The organism is Nonomuraea sp. NPDC049750 (genome assembly GCF_040659625.1).
Lineage (GTDB): Bacteria > Actinomycetota > Actinomycetes > Streptosporangiales > Streptosporangiaceae > Nonomuraea.
Window position 1 is genome coordinate 182,039 of record NZ_JBFANB010000011.1, and the last position, 22,449, is coordinate 204,487.

Annotated in this window: 8 protein-coding genes; 6 read left to right on the plus strand and 2 right to left on the minus strand. The window is 69.8% G+C overall.

Going from position 1 to position 22,449, the window contains the following annotated elements; translation table 11 throughout:
- The first annotated feature begins 113 nt into the window (after window positions 1-113).
- From AB0J16_RS27890 to AB0J16_RS27910, 5 genes are all read left to right on the plus strand, one after another.
- Entirely contained in the window at window positions 114-4,817 is a 4,704-nt protein-coding gene (locus tag AB0J16_RS27890) for an amino acid adenylation domain-containing protein (RefSeq protein WP_358544716.1), read from the plus strand.
- On the plus strand, window positions 4,814-14,311 hold the full coding sequence (locus AB0J16_RS27895) for an amino acid adenylation domain-containing protein (RefSeq protein ID WP_358544718.1): 9,498 nt from the start codon (window positions 4,814-4,816) through the stop codon (window positions 14,309-14,311). Before AB0J16_RS27890 ends, AB0J16_RS27895 begins: the two co-directional genes overlap by 4 nt.
- Before the next feature lie 134 nt (window positions 14,312-14,445).
- On the plus strand, window positions 14,446-15,777 hold the full coding sequence (locus AB0J16_RS27900) for a M1 family metallopeptidase (RefSeq protein WP_358544719.1): 1,332 nt from the start codon (window positions 14,446-14,448) through the stop codon (window positions 15,775-15,777).
- A gap of 199 nt (window positions 15,778-15,976) precedes the next feature.
- Complete coding sequence (locus AB0J16_RS27905; RefSeq protein ID WP_358544721.1) at window positions 15,977-17,176, plus strand: CaiB/BaiF CoA-transferase family protein; 1,200 nt, start codon at window positions 15,977-15,979, stop codon at window positions 17,174-17,176.
- 351 nt (window positions 17,177-17,527) lie between these two features.
- On the plus strand, window positions 17,528-18,838 hold the full coding sequence (locus AB0J16_RS27910; RefSeq protein ID WP_358544722.1) for an MFS transporter: 1,311 nt from the start codon (window positions 17,528-17,530) through the stop codon (window positions 18,836-18,838).
- Window positions 18,839-18,932: 94 nt separating this feature from the next.
- Here AB0J16_RS27910 and AB0J16_RS27915 read toward each other — a convergent pair whose 3' ends face one another.
- Both AB0J16_RS27915 and AB0J16_RS27920 read right to left on the minus strand, forming a co-directional pair.
- Entirely contained in the window at window positions 18,933-20,477 is a 1,545-nt protein-coding gene (locus AB0J16_RS27915) for a helix-turn-helix domain-containing protein (RefSeq protein WP_358544724.1), read from the minus strand.
- Between the two features lie 133 nt (window positions 20,478-20,610).
- Window positions 20,611-21,528, minus strand: a complete 918-nt coding sequence (locus AB0J16_RS27920) for a hypothetical protein (RefSeq protein WP_358544726.1) — start codon at window positions 21,526-21,528, stop codon at window positions 20,611-20,613.
- A gap of 152 nt (window positions 21,529-21,680) precedes the next feature.
- On the opposite strand from AB0J16_RS27920, the gene AB0J16_RS27925 reads away from it, so the two are divergent.
- Complete coding sequence (locus AB0J16_RS27925) at window positions 21,681-22,412, plus strand: haloacid dehalogenase type II (RefSeq protein ID WP_358544727.1); 732 nt, start codon at window positions 21,681-21,683, stop codon at window positions 22,410-22,412.
- Window positions 22,413-22,449: the final 37 nt, after the last annotated feature.

A 22,449-nucleotide genomic window follows, 5' to 3' on the forward strand; every position in this document is an offset into this window, starting at 1 on the left:
CCACTCCTCAGCTGCATGATCCAATTAGGGTTGACACGAATCTGGCGACCAGGTCATCCTGATCCGCGGCGTGCCCAGAAACTCGCAAAACTCAACAATCGGCAGGCGCGACAATGACGTCAGATGCATCACCCTTAGCATCTGTTCTGCAGCTTTATCAGGACCAGCTGTCCAGGGCCCCAGAAAGGGTCGCTGTTTCGGCCGGTCAAGAACATCTCACCTACCGAGAGTTAGATCGCCTCGCGAACGGCGTCGCCGCTCAACTGCTTCGTCTCACGATGACCGGGCAGCCCTGGGTGGCCGTGCTCGCGGGCCGGTCGATCCGGCTGGTCGCGGGCCAGCTGGGTGCGATGAAGGCGGGCCTCGCCTTCGCGCCGATCGACCCCGCCACGCCCGCCGAGCGGATCCGCGCCATGCTGGCGGGAGCCGCGGCCGTGGTCACGGCGCCGGAGTGGAGAGCTCTGGTCCCCGACGGTATCCCCGTGATCGACACGTCCGACGTGGCGGATGCGTCACCCCTGCCGGACGTCAAGCCCGGCGACCTCGCCTACGTCATCCACACCTCCGGCTCCACGGGGACTCCCAAGGGCGTGCTCGTCCCGCACCGCGCGCTGGCCAACCTGATCAGCTGGTCGCACGAGACCTTCGGGATCGGCGGCCGGGCCCCGCTGCTCACCAGCCCCAACTTCGACCCGTCGGTCTGGGAGATCTGGACGTACCTGACCGCGGGCACCACGATGGTCATCCCCAGCGAGCGGACCAGGCTCTCCCTGCCCGCGTTGCGCGACTGGATCGTGGATCAGGAGCTGACCACCTGCTACGCGCCCACGCCCATCGCTGAAGGGCTGCTCGGCCTGTCCTGGCCGGAGGAGACCACGCTGGCGACGCTGAGCACCGGCGGCGACCGGCTCACCACGTATCCGAGTCCCGAGCTGCCCTTCCGGCTGATCAACCTCTACGGCCCGGCGGAGTGCGCCGTCAACGCGATCGCCGGCGAGGTGCCGGTCGCCGACGGCCAGACCCGCCCGCCCGCGCTCGGCTCGCCGCTGCCCGGCGTCACCGTCCACCTGCTGGACGAGGCGATGCGGCCGGTCGAGGAGGGCGAGATCTACCTCGGCGGCGTCTGCGTCGGCCTGGGCTACCTCGACCGGCCCGACCTCACGGCCGAGCGCTTCGTCCATGACCAGGACGGACAACTCCTTTACCGCACCGGCGACTTGGCCCGCCGTGATCAGGTCGGCCGGATCGAGTTCCTGGGCCGCGCGGACGACCAGGTCAAGATCCGCGGCAACCGGGTGGAGCTCGGCGAGATCGAGACCGTGCTCGGCCGGCACCCAGGGGTCCGGGCCGCCACCACCGCCGTCCGCGGCCACGAACTGGTCGCCTACCTCGTGGGCACGGCGAGCGAGCAGGAGGCACGCGCCCACCTGCGCAGGTACCTGCCCGACTACATGATCCCCACCGCCTGGGTCTTCCTGGACGAGCTTCCACTGACCCATAACGGCAAGGTGGATCGCGCCGCGCTGCCCGACCCGGTCCGCGAGCCCCGCTCCATCACGCCGCCCAGCACCGCCACCGAACAGCTGCTCGCCGAGCTCTGGCAGGACGTCCTCGACGCCGGGCCGATCGGCGCCGACGACGACTTCCTGGCGCTGGGCGGCCAGTCGCTGCTGGCGATGCGCATCGCCGCCCGCGCCTGCGGCAGGCTGAACAAGTGGGTCGAGCCCCGGATGCTCTTCGAACATCCCACGCTCGCCGCGCTGGCCCGCGCGATCGACGACCTGCCGCGGATGACGTCGGTGACCGCCGCAGAAGGCGGGCTCACGCCCGCGCAGCGCCGGCTCTGGTACATCGACCAGGTGGCGTCCGGCGCGCAGTACAACGTGCCCATCCTGTACGCCCTGGACGGCCCCCTCGACACCGGCCGCCTGCAGCACGCGATCAACGAGATCGTGCGCCGGCATCCATCTCTGCGCACCCGTTACGAAGAGCGCGACAGCCAGCCGGTGCCCATCGTCGTCGAGCCGGCCGACGCGCTCATCACGATGAAGGTCATGGACGCCACCCCGCGTGGCGCGACCGCGCTGGCCCAGCACGCCGCCCGCGACCCCTTCGACCTGCGCAACGGTCCCGTGCTGCGGGCGCTGCTGCTCCGGCTCGCCGACGACCGGCACCGGCTGCTGGTGACCGTGCACCACATCGCCTTCGACGGCTGGTCGGCCGGGGTCTTCCTGGACGAGCTGGCCCGCCTCTACACGGGGGAGAGCCTGCCCGCGCCGATCGCGCCGTACGGGCGCAGGCAGGGCCTCGATGGCCTGCCGTACTGGCGGAAGGTCCTGGAGTCCGCGCCCGAGCGGCTGGGGCTGCCCGCCGACCGCCCGGGATCGACGGGGCCGCTGCGGCCCGGTGGCCGGGTCCGGGCCACGCTGCCGGACGGGCTGCTCGCCGAGGTGGAGTCGCTGGGCAGGAGCGCCGGGGCCAGCCCGTTCATGGTGCTGTTCGCGGCCTTCCAGGCGTTGCTGTACCGCTACAGCGGCCAGGACGACCTCGTGACGGGCGTGCCGTTCTCCGGCAGGGAGGCGCCGGGCGCGCACTCCGTGATCGGCTTTTTCGTGGAGACGCTGCCGATCAGGACCGGCCTGTCGGACGACCCCTCCTTCGAGCGCCTGCTGGCACAGGTGCGGGCGACGGTCCTGGCCACGCCCACGGACGTGCCGCTTGAGGACATCGTCCGGGAGCTCTGCCCCGACGGCCGGCCGCCCTTCGACGTGATGTTCGCGATGCAGGAGCCGCCGGAGGTCAAGCGGGGCGACGGAGTGACCTTCCGGATGCTCGAGGAGGTGGAGAACGGCGGCGCCAAGGCCGACCTGGTGCTCTACGCCGAAGGGCGCGAGATGAGCCTGGAGTTCGCCGCCGACCTGTTCGAGCGCGCCACCGCGGAGCGTCTGCTGGGACATTACCTGCGCGTCCTGGAGCAGGTGGCGGCCGACCCGGCCGCGCCGATCTCCACGCTGCTCGCCCGGGAGCACGAGCCCGCCGGTCGCGGTCCCGACCAGTGCCTGCACCGGCTCTTCGAACAGCAGACGGACAGGACGCCCGACGCGGTCGCCGTCGAGTTCGACGGCGCCGCCCTCACCTATGACGAGCTCGACCGGCGGGCCAACCAGCTGGCCCACCTGCTGCGCGGGCTGGGAGTGGGCCCGGAGGTGCCGGTCGCCCTGCACGTACGGCGCTCGCTCGACCTGCCCGTGGCGATCCTCGGCATCCTGAAGTCCGGCGGCGCGTACGTACCGCTCGACCCCTCCTACCCCGAGGGACGCCTCACCCAGGTGCTCGGCCGGGTCGACACCCCGGTCCTGGTGACGCACCAGGCCCTGGCCGGCGCACTGCCGCACGAGCGGCCCGTCCACGTCGACACCGACCTCGACGGCCGGCCGGAACACCGGCCCGACAGCGGCGTCACGCCCGACGACCTGGCCTACATCCTGTTCACCTCGGGCTCGACCGGTCAGCCCAAAGGCGTGGCGATGCCGCACCGCCCGGTCGCCAACCTCATGGCCTGGCACAGCGGTACGTACCGGAGCCTGCAGTTCACCGCGCTCGGCTTCGACGTCTCGGTGCAGGAGATCTTCAGCACCTGGGCGTACGGCGGGACGCTGGTCATGGTCAGCGACGAGGTGCGGCGCGACCCGGCCGCCCTGCTCGACCACATCGCCAGGACCCGGGTGGAGCGGATCTTCCTGCCCTTCGTGGCGCTGCAGTCGCTGGCCGGCGCCGGGATCGAGCCGCCCGCCACGCTGCGCGAGGTGATCACCGCCGGCGAGCAGCTCCAGGTCACCCCGCAGCTAGAACGGTTCATCAGGCCGTGGATGACGCTGCACAACCAGTACGGCCCCACCGAGGGTGCGATCATCGACATCGCCCACACGCTCACCGGCCCGCCGGAGAGCTGGCCGCGGCTGCCGCCCATCGGCAGGCCGGTCACCGGCATCCAGACGCCGATCCTGAACCGCCTGGGCCACGAGGCGCCCGACGGCGTCCCCGGCGAGCTGCACCTCGGCGGCGCCTGCCTGGCCAGGGGCTACTACAACCAGCCCGAGCTGACCGAGGAACGGTTCATCACCTGGCGGGACGGGCGCCGGCTCTATCGGACCGGGGACCTGGCCCGTCGCGACGGGGCGGGCGAGATCGAGTTCCTGGGGCGCGCGGACGACCAGGTCAAGATCCGCGGTTACCGGGTCGAGCCCGGCGAGATCGCCGCGGTGCTGGCCGGGCACCCCGCCGTCCGCGAGGCGTTCGTCATGGTCCGGGACGGCGGCCTGGTGGCCTACGTGGTCGCCGACGGCAGCCCCGAGTTACGCCCTTACCTGGCCGAACGGCTGCCCGAGTACATGGTGCCGAGCACATTCGTCACACTCGACTCCTTGCCGGTGAGCCCCGCGGGCAAGGTGGACCGGCAGGCCCTGCCGGAGCCCGGCCGCAGCGCGCGGGTCGTCACGGCTCCGGCCACACCGGTGGAGCAGGCCATCGCGGCCATCTGGCAGGAGGTGCTGGGCGGGCCCGTCGGGCGGCACGACAACCTGTTCGATCTGGGCGGCAATTCGCTCAACGCCACCCAGATCGCCTCCCGGGTGCGCGAGGCGCTGGAAGTGCAGGTGCCGCTGCGGACGCTCTTCGCCCACCCGACCGTCGCCGAGCTGGGGGCGCAGCTCACGTCGCCGGACGTGGAGGCGGCCGCGGAGCTCTATCTGATGGTCGCCGCGTATTCGGACGAAGAGGCCGAGGCTCTGCTGCGCTCGATGGAAGGTAATCAATGAGCCTGTCAGCCCAGCAGCGCCAGCTCCTGGAAGCGTTACGCAAGAAGAAACAGCGGCAACAGACCGAACGGCCCAGGCCCGACCGGCTGCCGATGTCCTTCACCCAGCTGCGCGCCTGGTATCTGGACAAGATGGCGCCGGGCGCCGCGCACTATCTCATCCCGCTCGCCTTCCGCGTCGAGGGCCCGCTCGATCGCGAAGCGCTGCACCGGGCGCTGAACGCCCTGGTGGCCAGGCACGAGAGCCTGCGCACCACGTTCGCCATGGACGAGGACGGCCCGTACCAGATCGTGGCCGACTCGCTCACGGTCGACCTGGCGGACGTCGAAGACGGCACGCCGATGGACCTGACCACCGGCCCGCTCATCCGCGCCCACCTGGTGCGCGAGGGCGCGGAGCAGCATGTCCTGCACCTGTTACTGCACCACATCGTCGCCGACGCGTGGTCGCTGGACGTGCTCCGCCGGGAGCTGAGCGCGCTCTACAACGGCCAGGAGCCGCCGGCGCTGTCCCAGCAGTATCCCGACTACGCGATCTGGCAGCGGGAGAAGGACTACAGCGGGGATCTGGCCTACTGGCGCGAGCGGCTGGCGGGCGCGCCGCCGTTCACCGAGTTACGGACGGACCTGCCGCGGCCCGCCGTCCAGACGTACGCGGGCGCCGAGCTGCCCTTCTCCCTCGACCTTCCGCGCGAGGAGTTCGCGGCCTACTGCCGCGGCCTGGGCGCCACGCCGTACATGGTGCTGTTCGCCGCCTACCTGGTGGTGCTCTCGCGCCGCTCCGGCCGGCAGGACCTGGTGGTGGGCACGCCCATCGCCAACCGGGACCGGATCGAGTACGAGGGCCTGATCGGGTTCTTCACCAACACCCTGGCCATCCGCGCCGACCTGTCGGGCGAGCCGTCGTTCGCCGAAGTGGTCGAGCGGGTCAAGGAGGCGGTGCTCGACGCCCACGACCACCAGGGGATGCCGTTCGAGCGGCTGGTGGAGGAGCTCAACCCGGAGCGCCGCCTGGACCGTACCCCGGTGTTCCAGACGATGTTCAACATGCTGCCCGAGGCCACGGCGGCGCTGGACCTGGCCGGCCTGACGGTCACCTCCGTCGAGATCCCCGAGCACACGGCCAAGTTCGACCTGACCGTGGGCGTCCGCGAGACGCTGGACGGGCTCGTGGAGTACAACACGGACCTGTACCACGCCGGCACGATCCGCGGCCTGGTCGCCGACCTCCAGCAGGTGCTGGCCGGGGCGATGAGCGGGGACGAGACGCCGAGGGAGCTGCCGCGCCGCGAGATCTCCCAGCTCGTCACCCGGGCCTGGCGCGAGGCGCTGGGCACCGACGCCTTCGGCCCCGACACCAACTTCTTCGAGGTGGGCGGCCATTCGCTGCTGGTCCTAGAGGTGCACGAGCGGCTGCGCAAGCGGTTCAGCCTGACGGTCACCGACCTGTTCAGGTACCCGACGATCGCCTCGCTGACGGCCTACCTGAGCGACGACGGCCCGGCCCCGGCGGCGGTCTCGACCACCGCGCCCGCCGCCGACGGCGCGCTCGCCATCGTCGGCATGGCCTGCCGCTTCCCCGGCGCCACCGGCCCCGAGGAGTTATGGGCGGCGATCCGCGACGGCGTGGAAGCCGTCCAGGACTTCACCGACGAGGAACTGCTCGCCGACGGCGAGGACCCCGACCGGCTTTCGGACCCCGCCTACGTCAGGTCGGGTATGGTGCTGGACGGCATCGACCTGTTCGACGCCACGCTGTTCGAGTTCACCCCGCGCGAGGCCGAGATCCTCGACCCGCAGCAGCGGCTGTTCCTGGAGAGCGCCTGGGAGGCGCTGGAGGACGCGGGCTGCGACCCCGCCCGCCACCCGGGCCAGATCGGCGTCTTCGCCGGCTCGGCGATGAGCAGCTACCTCATCGAGAACCTGCTGGCCGCGCCGGACGTGCTCAAAGCGGTCGGCGACTACCAGGTCATGCTCGGCAACGACAAGGACTCCCTGCCCACCCGCACCTCCTACAAGCTCGACCTGCGCGGGCCGAGCATCAGCGTCAACACCGCCTGCTCCACCTCGCTGGTCGCGCTCCACCTGGCCAGGCAGAGCCTGATCGCGGGAGACTGCGACGTCGCGCTGGCCGGGGCGGTGCGGGTCAACGCCTGGACCCGGCGCGGCTACGTCTACCAGAGCGGCGGGATCGGGTCGCCGGACGGCCACTGCCGGCCCTTCGACGCCGAGGCCCGGGGCACGATCGGCGCCAGCGGCGTCGGCGTCATCGTGCTCAAGCGGCTGGAAGACGCCATCGCCGCGGGCGACACCATCCACGCCGTCGTACGCGGCTCCGCGGTCAACAACGACGGCACCAGGAAGGTCGGCTACACCGCGCCGGCCGTGGACGGCCAGGCCGAGGTCATCACCGCGGCGCTCGCCTCGGCCGGCGTCGACCCCGGCACGATCGGCTACATCGAGGCGCACGGAACCGGCACCGCGCTCGGCGATCCCATCGAGGTCGCGGCGCTCTCCCAGGTCTTCACCGGCGATCGGCGGATCGCCCTGGGCTCGATCAAGTCCAACATCGGCCACGCCGACGCCGCCGCCGGGATGGCCGGGCTGATCAAGACCGTACTGGCGCTCAAGCACCGCACGCTGCCGCCCACGGTCAACTTCGCGACGCCCAACCCGCGCATCGACTTCAGCCCGTTCTACGTGCCCACCGCCAGCGCGGAGTGGCCGCAGGGGCCGGGGCCGCGCAGGGCGGGCGTCAGCGCCTTCGGGATGGGCGGCACCAACGCCCACGTCGTGCTGGAGGAAGCACCCGCACCCGCACAGCTCCCCGCCGCACAGTCCCTCGCCCCGCTGGAGCCCCTCGCCCCGTCGGCGACCGGCCCGCACCTGCTCATCCTGTCGGCGGCCAGTGACTCGGCGCTGGGGGAGACGGCCACGCGACTCCGCGCCCACCTGCGCGCGCGTCCGGACACGGATCTGGGTGACGTCGCCGCCACACTCAGGCACGGCCGCCGTCAGCTGCGGCACCGCGCCATCCTGGTCGCCGAGGACCACGAGTCGGCGCTGGACGCCGAGCTCGTCACGGGCGAGTCACGCCCCCGCGAGGTCGCCTTCGTCTTCCCCGGCCAAGGCGCGCAACGCCGGGGGATGGGCTCGGGCCTGTACCGATCGGAGAGCGTCTTCCGCGCCACCGTCGACGCCTGCTCCGGCATCCTTGAGCCGTACCTCGGCCTCGACCTGCGCGAAGTCCTGTACGGCGAGGCCGGCGACCTCGACCAGACCTGGCTCACCCAGCCCGCGCTCTTCGTCACGGAGTACGCCTTCGCCCGCGCGCTGATCGAGCGCGGCGTCCGCCCGGCGATGATGGCCGGGCACAGCATCGGCGAGTACGTCGCCGCCTGCCTGGCCGGGGTCTTCACCCTGGAGGACGCCCTGCGCCTGGTCGCCGCGCGCGGCCGCCTGGTGCAGAGCCTGCCCCCTGGCTCGATGCTGGCCGTGCCGCTGCCCGAGTCCGAGGTGGGTGACCTGCTCGGCGCGGATGTCTCACTGGCGGCGGTCAACACCCCCGAAATGTGCGTCCTGGCCGGGCCGGAGGGGGCCATCGCGGAGGTCAAGCGGCGGCTGGAACGGCAGGATGTCGCCTGCCGCACGCTGCGCACCTCCCACGCCTTCCACTCCGCCATGCTGGACCCGGTGCTCGACGCCTTCGCCGCCGAGGTCGCCTCGGTGCAGCTGGGCACGCCCGAGCTGCCGTACCTGTCCAACGTCACTGGCGGCTGGGCCTCCGGCGCCGAGACCAAGGACCCCGCCTACTGGGTGCGCCATCTGCGGGAGACCGTGCGGTTCGCCGACTGTGCCCGCGCCCTCGTGGCGGCCGACGCCGCGGTGGTGGAGGCGGGGCCGGGCCGTACCCTGACCACCCTGGTACGCCGACAGGGCGGCCAGGCGACGGTCGCCACCCTCGCCCCCGCCCCCGCCCCCGCCCTCGCCTCCGCCGAGCCGGAGAGCGGGCGGACCGCCCTGCTGGAGGCCGTCGGGCGGCTGTGGGTGCACGGCGCCGACGTCGACTGGACGGCGTTCGGCCCATCGGGCAGGCGGGTGCCGCTGCCCACGTATCCGTTCGAGCGGCGCCGCTACTGGATCGGGCCGCGTACCCGGCGCTTCGAGGTCGCGGCCGCGCCGGTGGCGGAGGCGGTCCAGGAGCTCGACGTGGTCGCCGCCGTCTGGCGGGACGTGCTCGGCCTCGCGCCCACCGGACCGGAGGACGACTTCTTCGACCTGGGCGGCGACTCCCTCGTGGCCACCCAGCTCGCCTCCCGCCTCGGCCTGCCCATCGAGGCGGTCTTCGACCACCCCACGCTGGGCGGCCAGCGGGCGCTCGTCGCCTCTGCGGCCTCCCGTGAAGCGATCCCGGTTGGCGAGGAGCCCGCGCCCGTCTCGTTCATCCAGCGGCGCATGTGGTTCATCGACGAGGTGCACGGCTCGGCCGCCTACGCCGTGGCCACGGCGCTGGACCTGCGCGGCGAGCTGGACGTGGCGCGGCTGCACGAAGCCCTGCGCGAGCTGGTGCGGCGGCACGAGTCACTGCGGACCGTCTTCCGCGCCCCGGACGGCGAGCCGGTGCCGGTGGTGCTGCCCGCGGGGGAGACCCCGCTGCCGGTCGAGGACTGCGGCGACGCCGAGCGGGCGCTGAGCGCGGCCGCGACCGAGCCGTTCGACCTGGCGCACGGGCCCCTGTTCCGCGCCCGGCTGCTGCGGCTCGCCCCGGATCACCACGTTCTGTCGCTCAACTTCCACCACATCGTCGTGGACGGCTGGTCGATCACCTTGCTGAGGAGCGAGCTGGTCGCGCTGTACAACGGCGAGACGCTGCCCGAACCGCGGGTCAGATACCGCGACTACGCGCGCTGGCAGCGGGAGCAGGTCGCCGACCTCGGCTTCTGGAAGGAGCGGCTGCGCGGCATTCCGCACAGCCTGGACCTGCCCACGGACCGGCCACGCCCGCCGATGCAGACCTTCGAGGGGGCGGTCGCCACCCACGTGCTGCCCGTCGAGCTGGCCCAAGGGCTGCGGAAGCTGAGCCAGGAACGCGGCGCCACGCTCTACATGGCCCTGCTGACCGCGCTCCACACACTGCTGTACCGCTACAGCGGCCAGGAGGACATCTGCGTCGGCTCACCGGTGGCCGGGCGCACCCGCCCCGAGCTCGAAGGCATCGCGGGCTGCTTCATCAACACCCTGGTCATGCGGGCCCAGATGGACGGCGGCCTGCGCTACACCGAACTCCTGGCGCAGGTACGCGAATACGCGCTGGGCGCGTACGCCCACCAGGACGTGCCGTTCGAACGGCTGGTGGAAGAGCTCAACCCGCCCAGGGACCTGTCGCGCAACCCGCTCTTCCAGGTGCTGTTCAACCTGCTCAACCTGCCCAAGAGCGACCTGGACATGGCCGGGCTGGCCGTCGGGGAGCTGGCCGTGGAGGTCGGCACCGCCCAGGTGGACCTGGTGCTCTACGTCAACGAGCAGGACGACGAGCTGGAGTGCAGGCTGGAGTACAACACCGCGCTCTACGACCCCAGCACCGTCCAGCGGCTGCTCCGGCACTACGAGGCCCTGCTGTCCGCGATCGTCGCGGCGCCCGAGAGCACGCTGTCCGAGCTGGACTTCCTCACCGGTGAGGAGCTGGCCGAGCAGCTGGACAGCCAGGACGTCGAGGTGCCCGACCTGTGCGTCCACGAGCTGGTGGAGGCCCAGGCCGACCGGACGCCCGACGCCGTGGCCGTCAGCTTCGAGGGCGCCTCACTGACGTACCGGGAGCTGGACGGGCAGGCCAACCAGGTCGCCGGGCGGCTGCGCGCGGCGGGGGTGGGGCCCGAGACGCTGGTGGGTGTCGCGATGGAGCGCTCGGCCACGATGCTGGTCACTCTGCTCGGCGTGCTGAAGGCGGGCGGCGCGTACGTGCCGCTCGACCCGATGTACCCGCAGGACCGTCAGGACTACATCCTGGACCACTCCGGCATCGGCGTCCTGGTCACCGAGCGCGAGCTCGCCGGGCGCTACACCGGCTTCCAGGGGGAGCTCATCCTGACAGATGAGGGTTTCTCGGGCGAGAGCCCGGAACGGCCGCCCGCCCTGGCCACCTACGAGAACCCCTGCTACGTCCTGTACACCTCCGGCTCCACCGGGCGGCCCAAGGGCGTGCGCGTCCAGCACTCCTCGGTGGTCAACTTCCTCACCTCCATGAGCCGCGAGCCCGGCCTGACCGGCCAGGACACGCTCCTGGCCGTAACGACGACCGCCTTCGACATCTCGGTGCTGGAGCTGTTCCTGCCGCTCACCGTCGGCGGCCATGTGCTGATCGCGAGCCGTGAGGCGGCCTACGATCCGCTGCGGCTGGCCGCCCTGCTGGACGGCGCGACGGTCATGCAGGCCACTCCGGCGACCTGGCGGCTGCTGCTGTCGTCGGGCTGGGCGGGCAAGCCGGACCTGAAGGCCCTGTGCGGCGGCGAGGCGCTGCCCGCCGACCTGGCCGCCGACCTGCGTGGCCGGGTGGCCGAGCTGTGGAACATGTACGGCCCGACCGAGACCACGATCTGGTCCACCCTCACCCGGGTCACCGACGGGCCGATCACCATCGGGCACCCGATCGCCAACACGCAGATCCACCTGCTCGACGCCGCGATGCAGCTGGTGCCCACCGGCGTGGTCGGCGAGCTCTACATCGGCGGGGCGGGCCTGGCCCGCGACTACCTCGGCCAGCCCGAACTGACCGCCGAACGCTTCATCACCTGGCGCGACGGGCGCCGGCTCTACCGGACCGGTGACCAGGCCCGCCGCCGGGCCGACGGCTCGATCGAGTTCCTTGGCCGGGCCGACGGCCAGGTGAAGGTGCGCGGCTACCGGATCGAGCTGGGCGAGATCGAGTCGCTGCTGCTGGCGCATCCCGCGGTCCGCGAGGGGGCCGTGGTGGTGCGCGGCTCGGACGATGACAAGAGCATCGCCGCCTACCTGGCCGCCGACGCCGAGCACGACTGGCGCGAATACCTGCGGCGCAAGCTGCCGGACTACATGATCCCCTCGGCGTTCGTGCTGCTGGACGCCCTGCCGCTCACCCCGAACGGCAAGGTGGACCGCAAGGCCCTGCCCGAGCCGGTCGCCCAGGTACGCGCCGAGGGCGCGGCGCCGCGGACACCGGCCGAGGTCAAGCTGGTCGAGCTCTGGACGGCGATCCTGGGTGTGAAGGGGATCGGGATCGACGACGACTTCTTCGCGCTGGGCGGCGACTCCTTCAAGGCCGTACGCGCCGTCCGGGACTCGGGGATCCAGGCGACCGTGCTGGACCTCTTCAAGAACCCCACCATCCGCACCTTCGCCACACTCGACGGATCATCCCGAAATATCGGGTTATTGCATGAACTGACGCCACCACGATCCGCGGCCGCGCTGACCCTGGTCTGCGTGCCGTTCGCGGGCGGCGGCGCGATCACGTACCAGCCGCTGGCCTCGGCGCTGCCCGAGCACATCACCATGCTCGCGCTGCAGCCGCCGGGCCACGAGACCGGCAACCCCGGCGAGCCCGTGCTGCCCTTCCACGAGCTCGTCGAGGGCTGCGTCAAGGAGATCAAGGAGAAGGTCGACGGCCCCCTCGCCCTGTACGGCCACTGCATGGGCGGCGCGCTCACCGTCGAGCTGGCGCGCCGGCTGGAGGAGGAAGGCGTCGCCCTGGAGAAGGTGGTCATCGGCGGGCACCTGCCCGCGCCCCGCCTGCCGGGCAAGACCTTCGCCTGGTTCCGCAAGGTCTTCCCGATGGAGCGGTGGACCTCCAAGCGGCAGGCGCTGGAGTTCCTGCGGGCCATGGGCTTCTTCACCGAAGCGCTGGACCCCGCCGAGCGCGACTTCATCATGGGCGTCTTCCTCCACGACACCCAGGAGGGCGAGGACTACTACACCGAGCTCTACCAGGCGCCCATCAAGAAGCTGGCCGCGCCGCTGGTCTGCGTGGTCGGCGAGAGCGACCGCGCCACCGAGCTGTACGAGGAGCGCTTCCGCGAGTGGGAGTCCTTCTCCGACGAGGTGTCGCTGGTGGTGATCCCCAAGGCCGGGCACTACTTCCAGAAACACCAGGCGCCCGAGCTGGCCGAGATCCTCGATGCCGGGGACCGGTCACCGGCGCCGCTGCCGCCCCGCTACCAGCAGGCCAGCCTGAAGACGTTCTTCCTGGTGGCCTTCGGCCAGCTGGTGTCGCTGATCGGCACCGGGCTGACCACGTTCGGCCTGGGTCTGTGGGTCTACCAGCAGACACGGTCGATCTCGATGTTCGCCATCGTCTCGGTCATGGCGCTGCTGCCCGCCGTCGTGCTGGCGCCGGTCGCCGGAGCCGTGGCGGACCGCTGGAACCGCCGGCTCGTCATGATCACCGCCGACTCGGCGGCCGGGGTCTCCTCCGCCTCGCTGGCCGCCCTGCTGTGGACGGGCGGACTCCAGCTCTGGCACGTCTACCTCATCGTCGCCGTCGGCGCGGTGTCGACGGCCTTCCACCAGCCCGCCTACATGGCGGCCGTGGCCCAGCTGGTGCCCAAACGCTATTACGGCAAAGCCAGCGGCCTGGCCCAGCTGGGGCAGGCCGCGGGAACCGTACTGGCGCCGTTGCTGGGCGGCGCGCTCGTGGCCGCCATCGGGCTGCACGGCATCATCGTGATCGACCTGTCCACCTTCGCCTTCGCGGTCACCGTGACCCTGGCGGTCCGCTTCCCCAACACGCTGTTCAAGAAGCGGGAGGAGACGTTCTGGCAGGAGATGACGGGCGGCTGGCGCTACATCACCCGCAGGCACGGGCTCCTGGCGATCATCCTGTTCACCTCGTTCCTGAACTTCCCCTTCGCCATGGTCGAGGTCCTGTCCACGCCGCTGCTGCTCAGCCTCACCGACACCCGCGGCCTGGGCATAGCCCTCTCGATGACCGGTATCGGGCTCCTGGTGGGCAGCGTGATCATGACGGTGACCGGGGGCCTGGCCCGCCGCACGTACGGCATCCTCGGCTGCTTCATGGCCCTGGGCCTCTCCTTCGCCGTCATCGGGATCGCGCCCAATCCGGTGCTGCCCGCGATCGGGCTGTTCTTCATCGGGCTGTTCACCGCGCTGCTGAACGCGCACTGGTTCGCCATCGTGCAGCAGAAGGTCGGGCTCGACCTGCAGGGCCGGGTCATCGCCACGAACCTGATGCTCAGCTGGGCCATGGTCCCGGTCGGGTTCCTGCTGGCCGGGCCGCTGGTCGAGCGGGTCTTCGACCCGATCGCCGGCGCCGCGCAGGGCAGGGGGATCGCCCTGCTCACCCTCGTCGCGGGCGCGGTGACCGTGGTGATCGGCCTGGCGGCCTACCGCTACCGGCCGGTCCGCTTCCTGGAGGACGACCTGCCCGACGCGATCCCCGACGCGGTGGTCATCACCGACAAGGACCTGATCCAGCGGGCGGCCGACAAGCAGCTCGTCGCCTGAGCTCTATCCCGGACGGGAAACGCACCACGCTTCCCGTCCGGGATATTGCCGTCCGGGATATTGACGGTCCTGACGCAGGAAGTTACGTTTCGTCGGCAGATCGGGGGCCCGAGCGTCACACAAGGAGCCAGCCCATGATCCGAAGAATGCTGACATTCTGCACGATCGCCATCGCGTTAGCCGCCGGACTCCCCGCTCCGGCCTGGGCGGTCGACGCGACCCGGACGCCGGGCTCGGCCTCCTACACCGTGAACCTCACCAGCAACGCCTCGGGCACCACCTGGACCGGCCACGAGAGCGTCAGCTTCACGAACCTGTCGGCCGATCCCCTCACCGAGGTCTACCTGCGCCTGTGGGACAACTACCACGGCAGCTGCCCGTCCACCCCGATCACGGTCACGAACGTCACCGGCGGTACGGCCGGCTCGCTGACCGTCGCCTGCACGGCGCTGAAGATCACCCTCCCCGCGCCGCTGGCCCAGGGGCAGAACGGCTCGGTCGGCTTCGACCTGAGCATCGTCGTGCCCAGCGGCGCCGACCGGTTCGGCCACGACGGCGCGTACAACTTCATCGGCAACGCCCTCCCCGTCCTGGCCGTACGCGACGGCGCCGGGTGGCACCTGGACCCCTACACCAACAACGGCGAGTCCTTCTACCAGCTCGCCAGCGACTACCGGGTCACCCTGGACCACCCCAGCTCGCTGCTCGTCCCCGCGACCGGCACCTCCGTGGACACCCCCGGCAGCTCCGGCCGGACGATCACCACCGCGACCGCGAGCCACGTCCGCGAGTTCGCCTGGGGGGCCGGCGCGTTCACCAAGACCACCGGCACGACCACCACGGGCGTCACCGTGAACGTCTACCGCGTCAGCGGCATCAGCGCCGCCAGCGCCACCTCGATGATGAACACCGCCAAGAACTCGCTCGTCGCCCACGCCGGCCGCTTCGGCGCCTACCCCTACGGCGAGGTGGACGTCGTCCTGGACAACAACTTCTGGTTCGGCGGCATGGAGTATCCGGGGTTCGTGCTCGATCTGGTCAGCTCCACCGCGCTCGCCCATGAGCTGGCCCACCAGTGGTGGTACGGCATCGTCGGCGACGACGAGTACAACACCCCGTGGCTGGACGAGTCCTTCGCCGACTACGCCACCGACCTGTACCAGGGCATCAGCGGCACCAACTGCTGGAACAGCGTCTCCTGGCAGTCGTCGGCCGAGAAGATCAGCAACTCGATGGCCTACTGGGACGCCCACTCCAGCCGCTACGGCACGGTCGTCTACACCTACGGCAAGTGCGCCCTGCACGACCTGCGCCGCCTGATCGGCACCACGGCCATGCAGACGCTCCTGCACGACTACGCCGCTTCACACTGGTACGGCATCTCCACGGTGGCCGACTTCAAGGCCGCCGCCCAGGCCGCGACGACGGTCAACCTGTCGTCGTTCTGGACCACGCACCGCATCTAAGAGTCCTGCCGGTGCGGCAGGAGACGCCGGGCGGCCGTCCGGTCCAGGGGTTGTGCAGAACACTCAGAGACGCACCGCGACATCGTGGCTTCGGCTGAGGGGCTCCAGGGCTGTCGCCTCTAAGGTCAGAGCGAACCGGTGCTGTCATTCCCACTGGCAGGGAGACCGGTCGGCGGAACTCTAGGTGCAGGAAAGGCCGATGACGGAGAACGACGCTGCCAACATTGACCAGGCCAGGAATGACGAATCTCCCCTGGCCGGCATACGAGTAATTGCCCTCGAACACGCTGTCGCCGCCCCGCTGTGCTCGCGTCACCTTGCCGATCTCGGGGCAGATGTCATCAAGGTCGAAAGCCCATCCGGTGGAGACCTGGCCCGCCACTACGACTCCGTAGTGGCGGGGCAGTCCGCCTATTTCGTGTGGGCCAACCGCAGTAAGCGGAGTGTCGCCCTCGACCTGAAGTCGGATGAGGGCCAGAAAGCGTTCAGCGGCCTGCTCGCACGCGCCGACATATTCGTTCACAACCTCGGACCTGGCGCCGTGGAGCGACTGGGGTTCGGCCGGCAAGAACTGCGGAGGCGATTTCCCCGGCTGATCAACTGCGCCATATCGGGTTACGGCTCAGACGGGCCGTACCGGGACCGCAAGGCCTTCGATCTCCTCATTCAAGGTGAGGCCGGCCTGCTGTCGGTCACTGGCGAGCCCGAGCGTCCGGCGAAGGTCGGGATCTCGGTGGCCGATATGTGCGCGGGGATCTACGCGGTGTCGGCGATCCTCGCCGCAGTTCTTCGCCGCGAGCGGACCGGTGCCGGCGCCTTCATCGACACCTCGATGTTCGAGTGTCTCAGCGAGTGGATGATGGCGCCCGCCTACCACCAGCTCTATGCCGGCGTGCAACTGCCGAGGGCTGGTGCGCGCCACAACATGATGGTGCCCTATGGCGTCTACCCCACTGGCGCTGGTGAACACGTCAACTTCGCCGTGCAGACCGCTGCGCAGTGGGCACGGTTGTGCGAGCAGGTTCTCGACCGCCCCGACCTCATCAACGACGAGCGCTTCGCCACCAACGAACTGCGTGTAAGGAATCGCGTAGACCTCGAATCGGTGATCGAGGCGAAGCTGGCCGAGCTTGGCACCTCCCAAGTCACGAAACGACTGACTGCCGCAGGTATCCCGACCGCGGCCGTGAACGACCTCGACGACCTCGTACACCACCCGCAGCACGAGGCGCGGGCGCGATGGACACAGGCGTCCTCTCCCGAGGGGCCGGTCCGCGTCCTGCGATCACCGTTCAACCTGGACGGCCTCGAGGAACCGATCACCGCGATCCCGGGCCTGGGCGAGCACACGGAGACCATCCTGGCCGAGCTGCGGCAGACCGACGGCAAGGCAGGCTGACCGGGAACACCCGAAAGCCACAACGTCGCGGCTTCGGTGCTGTGCGTTCGCCCAATGGCTGTGGTGTGGCACACCGATATGTTCAGCGGGACAAACGACGTCGCGGTCCAACGTCACCACGGTACGGGCTGCGGCGGCCACGACGTGAGATTCGAATTCGCCGATCGCGTCGTCCGCAAACGTCGCGGCGGTAGATGATCGAGCCCGATCTGCCGACATCTGTGCCGGACTTCCTTCTCAGCAAAAATTCCCTCATTACGCCGGCGCGGTCGACGCGCCGGTAGCTCCAGCATCACGAGGTTGCTCATGACTACGTCCTCAGGAACTCCGAACGGAAATTCGTCGGCTTCCATGCGTAAGGTGGCCTTCGCCAGCTGCGTGGGCACGACGATCGAGTTCTACGACTTCTTCATCTACGCCACGGCAGCGGCTCTCGTCTTTCCCAAGGTTTTCTTTCCCGCTCTCGGCTCGACGGCCGGTACTGTGGCGTCCTTTGCGACGCTCTCGATCGCCTTCATCGCCCGGCCTGTAGGATCCGTGGTCTTTGGGCACTTCGGTGACCGTCTCGGGCGTAAGCGCTCCCTCATCATGACGTTGCTGATCATGGGCATCGCCACCACGCTGATCGGTCTTCTGCCTGGATCGGCCACCCTCGGTGTCGTGGCTCCGATCATCCTCGTACTTCTGCGTGCCGCCCAGGGCTTCGCTGTCGGCGGCGAGTGGGCAGGAGCCACCCTGTTGGCCGCCGAGCACTCACCCGCCGGAAGCCGCGGGCGCTACGCGGTGTATCCGCAGCTGGGACCGGCCCTCGGTTTCCTGCTGTCGAGCCTGACGTTCCTGGTAACCGGAAATCTCTTCGGCCACACGAACGACATGTTCCTCAACTATGGCTGGCGCATCCCCTTCATCCTGAGCATCGCCTTGGTGGGCCTCGGGCTGTGGGCACGGCTCTCCGTCACCGAGACGCCGGAGTTCGAGCGAGCCCAGGCCGCTGCGGGCCGGGCCGGCGCACCGCGCGTGTCCCCGTTTGTCGATGTCCTGCGCAACCAGCCCCGTGAGGTGCTCCTGGGGGCTGGTGGAATCACGATGCAGTACAGCTTCTTCTACATGGGAACCGCGTACCTCACGAGCTACGGGACCAGCCCGGCCGGGATGGGGCTGAGTCGGTCCACCGTTCTTGGCCTGGGCATCTTCGCATCGGTCATGTTCGGGGTGGCGATCATAGCCGCGGGCCGTGCCTCCGACCGCTTCGGGCGACGTGCCATCATCACGACCTCCTGCGTGGCCGGTCTCGTGTGGTCGCTGGTCCTGTTCCCGCTTCTGGATCTGGGCGGCGTGTTCGCCTTCGCCACCGGGCTGACCATCCTGCTGGTCATCTTCGGCATCTGCTTCGGCCCCGTGGGTGCGTTCCTGCCTGAACTGTTCGAGACCCGGTTCCGCTACACGGGTGCCGGCCTGACATTCAGCCTCGGAGGCGTCCTGGGCGGCGGCGTCGTTCCCCTGGTGGCTCCGGCTCTCTTCGACGCATTCGGTGGCATGGCGGTAGGAGGCATGCTCGCACTCACCTCGCTCGGCAGCCTGATCTGTATTCGCACCCTTCCGGAGACGAAGGATCGCAACGTCGCGGACCGGACGACAAGCCGTTCGCTGCAACACCGATGAGGCGGATGGGGGGCTGACGTGGCTCTCCCCAATCTGCTGAGGGGCGTCGAAAAGTGCGTGCCGACCAGGCAAGTTGCCTGCCGACACGCACTTTTCAGCTGCGAGAGTGGATTTCCGCACCCGGCAAGACGCTCGCCCGCAGCTGGAGCTCCAGCGCCAGGCGCTGTGACGGATCCTCCAGATCGATCCCGGCGATCTCCGTAAGCCGCGTCAACCTGTGCCGCAATGTATTGGGGTGGAGAACGAGCCGTTCGGCCGCGGCAGATGTCGACCCGAATACCTCCAGGTAGACCCGCAGGGTCTTGACGAACTCCGTGCCGTGTCGGCGGTCATGTGCCAGGAGCCGACGCAGATGCTCAGTCAGTTCCGGATCTCCTGCGGCGACCGCCCGCTCGGCGGGAAGCAGTGTCATGTCCGCCCACAGCATCTCCTTCGTGCCGATGACTCCAGAGCTTTCCCGGCGTCCGAGCAGCAGGAGTTGATCGTCCACATCCCCCCGTGACGTGGGGACCTCCTTGAGGTTGGTAGTCCGTCTCCCGACCGCCGCGCACGCTTCGATGTCGAGTCGTCGAAGCTGGGCGATGGCGGGCCTGAGCCGGGTCGCGAGCTGCTCGTGGGCCGTCTGCGTCGGCACCGGGATGAGCGCGTAGTAGGCGCCGTCGATCGCCACCACACCGGCTGCCGGATCAAGGCTGTGGACCTGCAACGACAGCAGATGTATCAGCCGTTCGGCGAAGACCTCCGCCGATGTCGCGTCGGGCCGGCCTTGCACCCGCATGATGAACCCGACGGTGGTAAGCCCGCGGCTGGGGTCGAGACCGGAGCCGACCGCTTGGGCCTCCAAGGCGGGATTTCCCTCAAGGAGGCCGCGCAGCAACTGCTCCCGCGCCGTTCGGTCGGTGTCCTCGGCAACGCGGTGGCGCAGCATGAACGGTGCCGCGAGGCTGGCCGCATGCTTGAGGGCCCTCTCGGCCTCGGCACCGAGCGGCTGCCGGCCCTCCGCTACGGAGATCTCGCCGAGGATCTCCCCACCCGCATGGACCGCGATCCGCAGCCGAGTCCGCATTTCCTCGTAGGAGTCGACCCTGATGACCTCGTCAGGGTTGCGGAATGTCTGATAAGCCGATCTGTCTATGGTGAACCGCTTGATCCATTGCTCAGGGGTCCGCTTGCCGAGGATGGCATCCCGCCGTACATTGTCGATCTCGTGGCCCTGAACGGCGTAGGCGATCACCCGGTGAGCTCGGTCGTAGAGCACGACCGAGCCGCCGACCATCACGGCGATCGCGTCCGCGAGACCGTGCATGGAGCTCGGCACGGGATGGTCGGTTGATTCCGTGGCCGTCTCGTCCTGCGCGGCGGAGGTCAGGGTGCGAAGCAGCAAGAGGAGTTGCGCCCAGCCGATGTGGGCGTCGGCGAGAAGGACAGACGTCCGGGTGCCGGGCGGCACGGTATCGATGGTCTCCTCGGCGCGGAAGACGATGGCGGCAGCTCCTTCTCGTTCCGCCTCAGTGGTGAGCTCCCTTGCGGCAGGCGTCCCCCATTGGACTCCGACGGCGAGAATGACCTGACCGGCAGCCGGCGGACACGCGGAGTCGACGATGACGACGTCGCTGATCTGAGCCAGTCCACCGTCCACGAAGTGGACTGTTCGCAGCGGGCCTGGCCCCGTCGCATCCAACAGATCGGACAGCCTCACGTCGGTCTCCTGTCGTGCTGATCGGCAGCTGACATGCCGGCACCTCTGGGTACATCACGCATCCGCGTGCAGGTCAAAGACGATAGACAAGCCCGGCGACAGCCCGGATGTCCTCATCTTGAAGGATACGTACCTGGGCGAACACCGATCGGCGCGTGGCGTGCTCTGCCAGCGGTACCACTGTGACCGGCATGGCGGCGTCGGTGCCGCTCAGAAAACGCATGGTCCCGGAGACCAACCGGGGGCGGGATCTCTCGTCGCGCGCGATGGCGCAGTGGGCCGCCAAGGCGAACAGCACTCCGCCCTGTACGGCGCCCGCGCGGTTGGTCATCGCCGGCGTCGGGATCAACTCGTACCCGTCCGGACTGCCGGTCGTGGCCTCCATGACCAGGTGGTCCCCCCACGACCGGTCCGTTTCCTGTGCTGCGAGCACGGAACGCAGGAGCAGCTGATCGTCGTCGCTGAGGTCGCTCGGCCGCAGCGGGGCGGACGTGCCGTGCTGGTGGGTGCCCTCCGGGTTGTCCCAGGGAAGTTCTTCTTGCCGGCCACGCGTAGGTATCGCGAACGTCGCCGCGCAGTGTCCGACGACCGTCCGCGGCCCGCGCAGTGAACCGGCCGCGGTCCCGACGCCGTCTCCGACGGCGATGTCATGCGCCACCGCGGTCACAGAGGAGCCTTCGTCGCCGTGGGGGCCTGCGAGGTCAAGGGTGAGGCTCAGCGTGGGCAGCGGCCGGGTACGGCCGACTTCCTGACGGAGAGCTCCGCCCATCGTCAGGTCGGCCAGCATCGCCATCTCCACCAGGCCCAGCCGTTGCGGCGCAGGTTTCTCGGCGAAGCCCAGCGCGAACGACCCCAGCGCTGCTGGAGCGGCCTGGAGCCCGGCCAGGCAAGCCAGGACAGGAGCCCCCGTCGCCCGTGCGAGTCCGAGCGCGCGAAGCGTCCACTCGGTGCGCGAATTACCAGGATCAGGTGAAGCGGTTTGAGTCCCCACGATGGTCACTGTTCCTCATCCGTGTGGCCCGAGCGAGGTGGAAGTCACCAATCACGGCGACCTGACCTCGGGCTTTCCTCCGATGTCGGCCGGGTGGGGGCTGCCTAGCGTTCCAGTCATCCGATTTACCACTTGTCCTAAGGAGGGCCGACGTGACTGAGCAGTCCGAGCCGCTGGCCAACGTCAAGGCGCTGATGTTCGACTTTTACGGCACGGTCGTCGACATGCAGGGCAGCCTGATCAAGGCGATCACTCCGTACCTGGAGTCGAAGAACTACACCGCGCAGCCGGCGAACCGGGTCGTGACCTGGTGGCGACGGACGCACTTCGAGAACTCGATGATCGACGGTCTGCTCGGGCGTGCACACATCCCCTACCGGGAGATCGGCCGTCAGGCCGTCGACTACACCCTGACCCGGGCGGGCGTTCCGCACACGATGGACGAGGTCCGGGCCCTCGTCTCGGAGATCGAGCGGCTCGAGCCGTTCCCGGACGTGATCGAGGCCCTGACGAAGCTGAAGGACGCCGGGTTCAAGCTCGTCATCCTGTCCAACGGAGACCCGGACATGCTCGAGTCTGGTGTGAAGTTCTCCGGTACCGAGGACCTGTGGACGCGGGTGGTGTCTGTGGCGGCGGCCGGCGCATTCAAGCCGCACTTCAAGACCTACGCGACCGGCGCCAAGGCCGTCGGCCTCGACCCGTCCGAGGTACTGTTCGTGGCGAACCACGCCTTCGACTGCGTGGGGGCGAAGGCCGCCGGTATGCACACGGCGTTCGTCGACCGCCGCAAGCGCCCCTTCGGTAACGAGTACTACCCGCCGACTCTGGTCGTGGACGACTTCGCGGACCTCGCCCGCACGGTCGTGGACCAGACCAAGGGCTGACATGTCTCCCGCGGCCGGGGGTCGGCTTTGTAGCGCG

Bases quoted from the DNA above. Each gene is read 5' to 3' on its own strand.
- AB0J16_RS27890 (WP_358544716.1), top strand. From the start codon at position 114: ATGACGTCAGATGCATCACCCTTAGCATCTGTTCTGCAGCTTTATCAG.
- AB0J16_RS27895 (WP_358544718.1), top strand. From the start codon at position 4,814: ATGAGCCTGTCAGCCCAGCAGCGCCAGCTCCTGGAAGCGTTACGCAAG.
- AB0J16_RS27900 (WP_358544719.1), top strand. From the start codon at position 14,446: ATGATCCGAAGAATGCTGACATTCTGCACGATCGCCATCGCGTTAGCC.
- AB0J16_RS27905 (WP_358544721.1), top strand. From the start codon at position 15,977: ATGACGGAGAACGACGCTGCCAACATTGACCAGGCCAGGAATGACGAA.
- AB0J16_RS27910 (WP_358544722.1), top strand. From the start codon at position 17,528: ATGCGTAAGGTGGCCTTCGCCAGCTGCGTGGGCACGACGATCGAGTTC.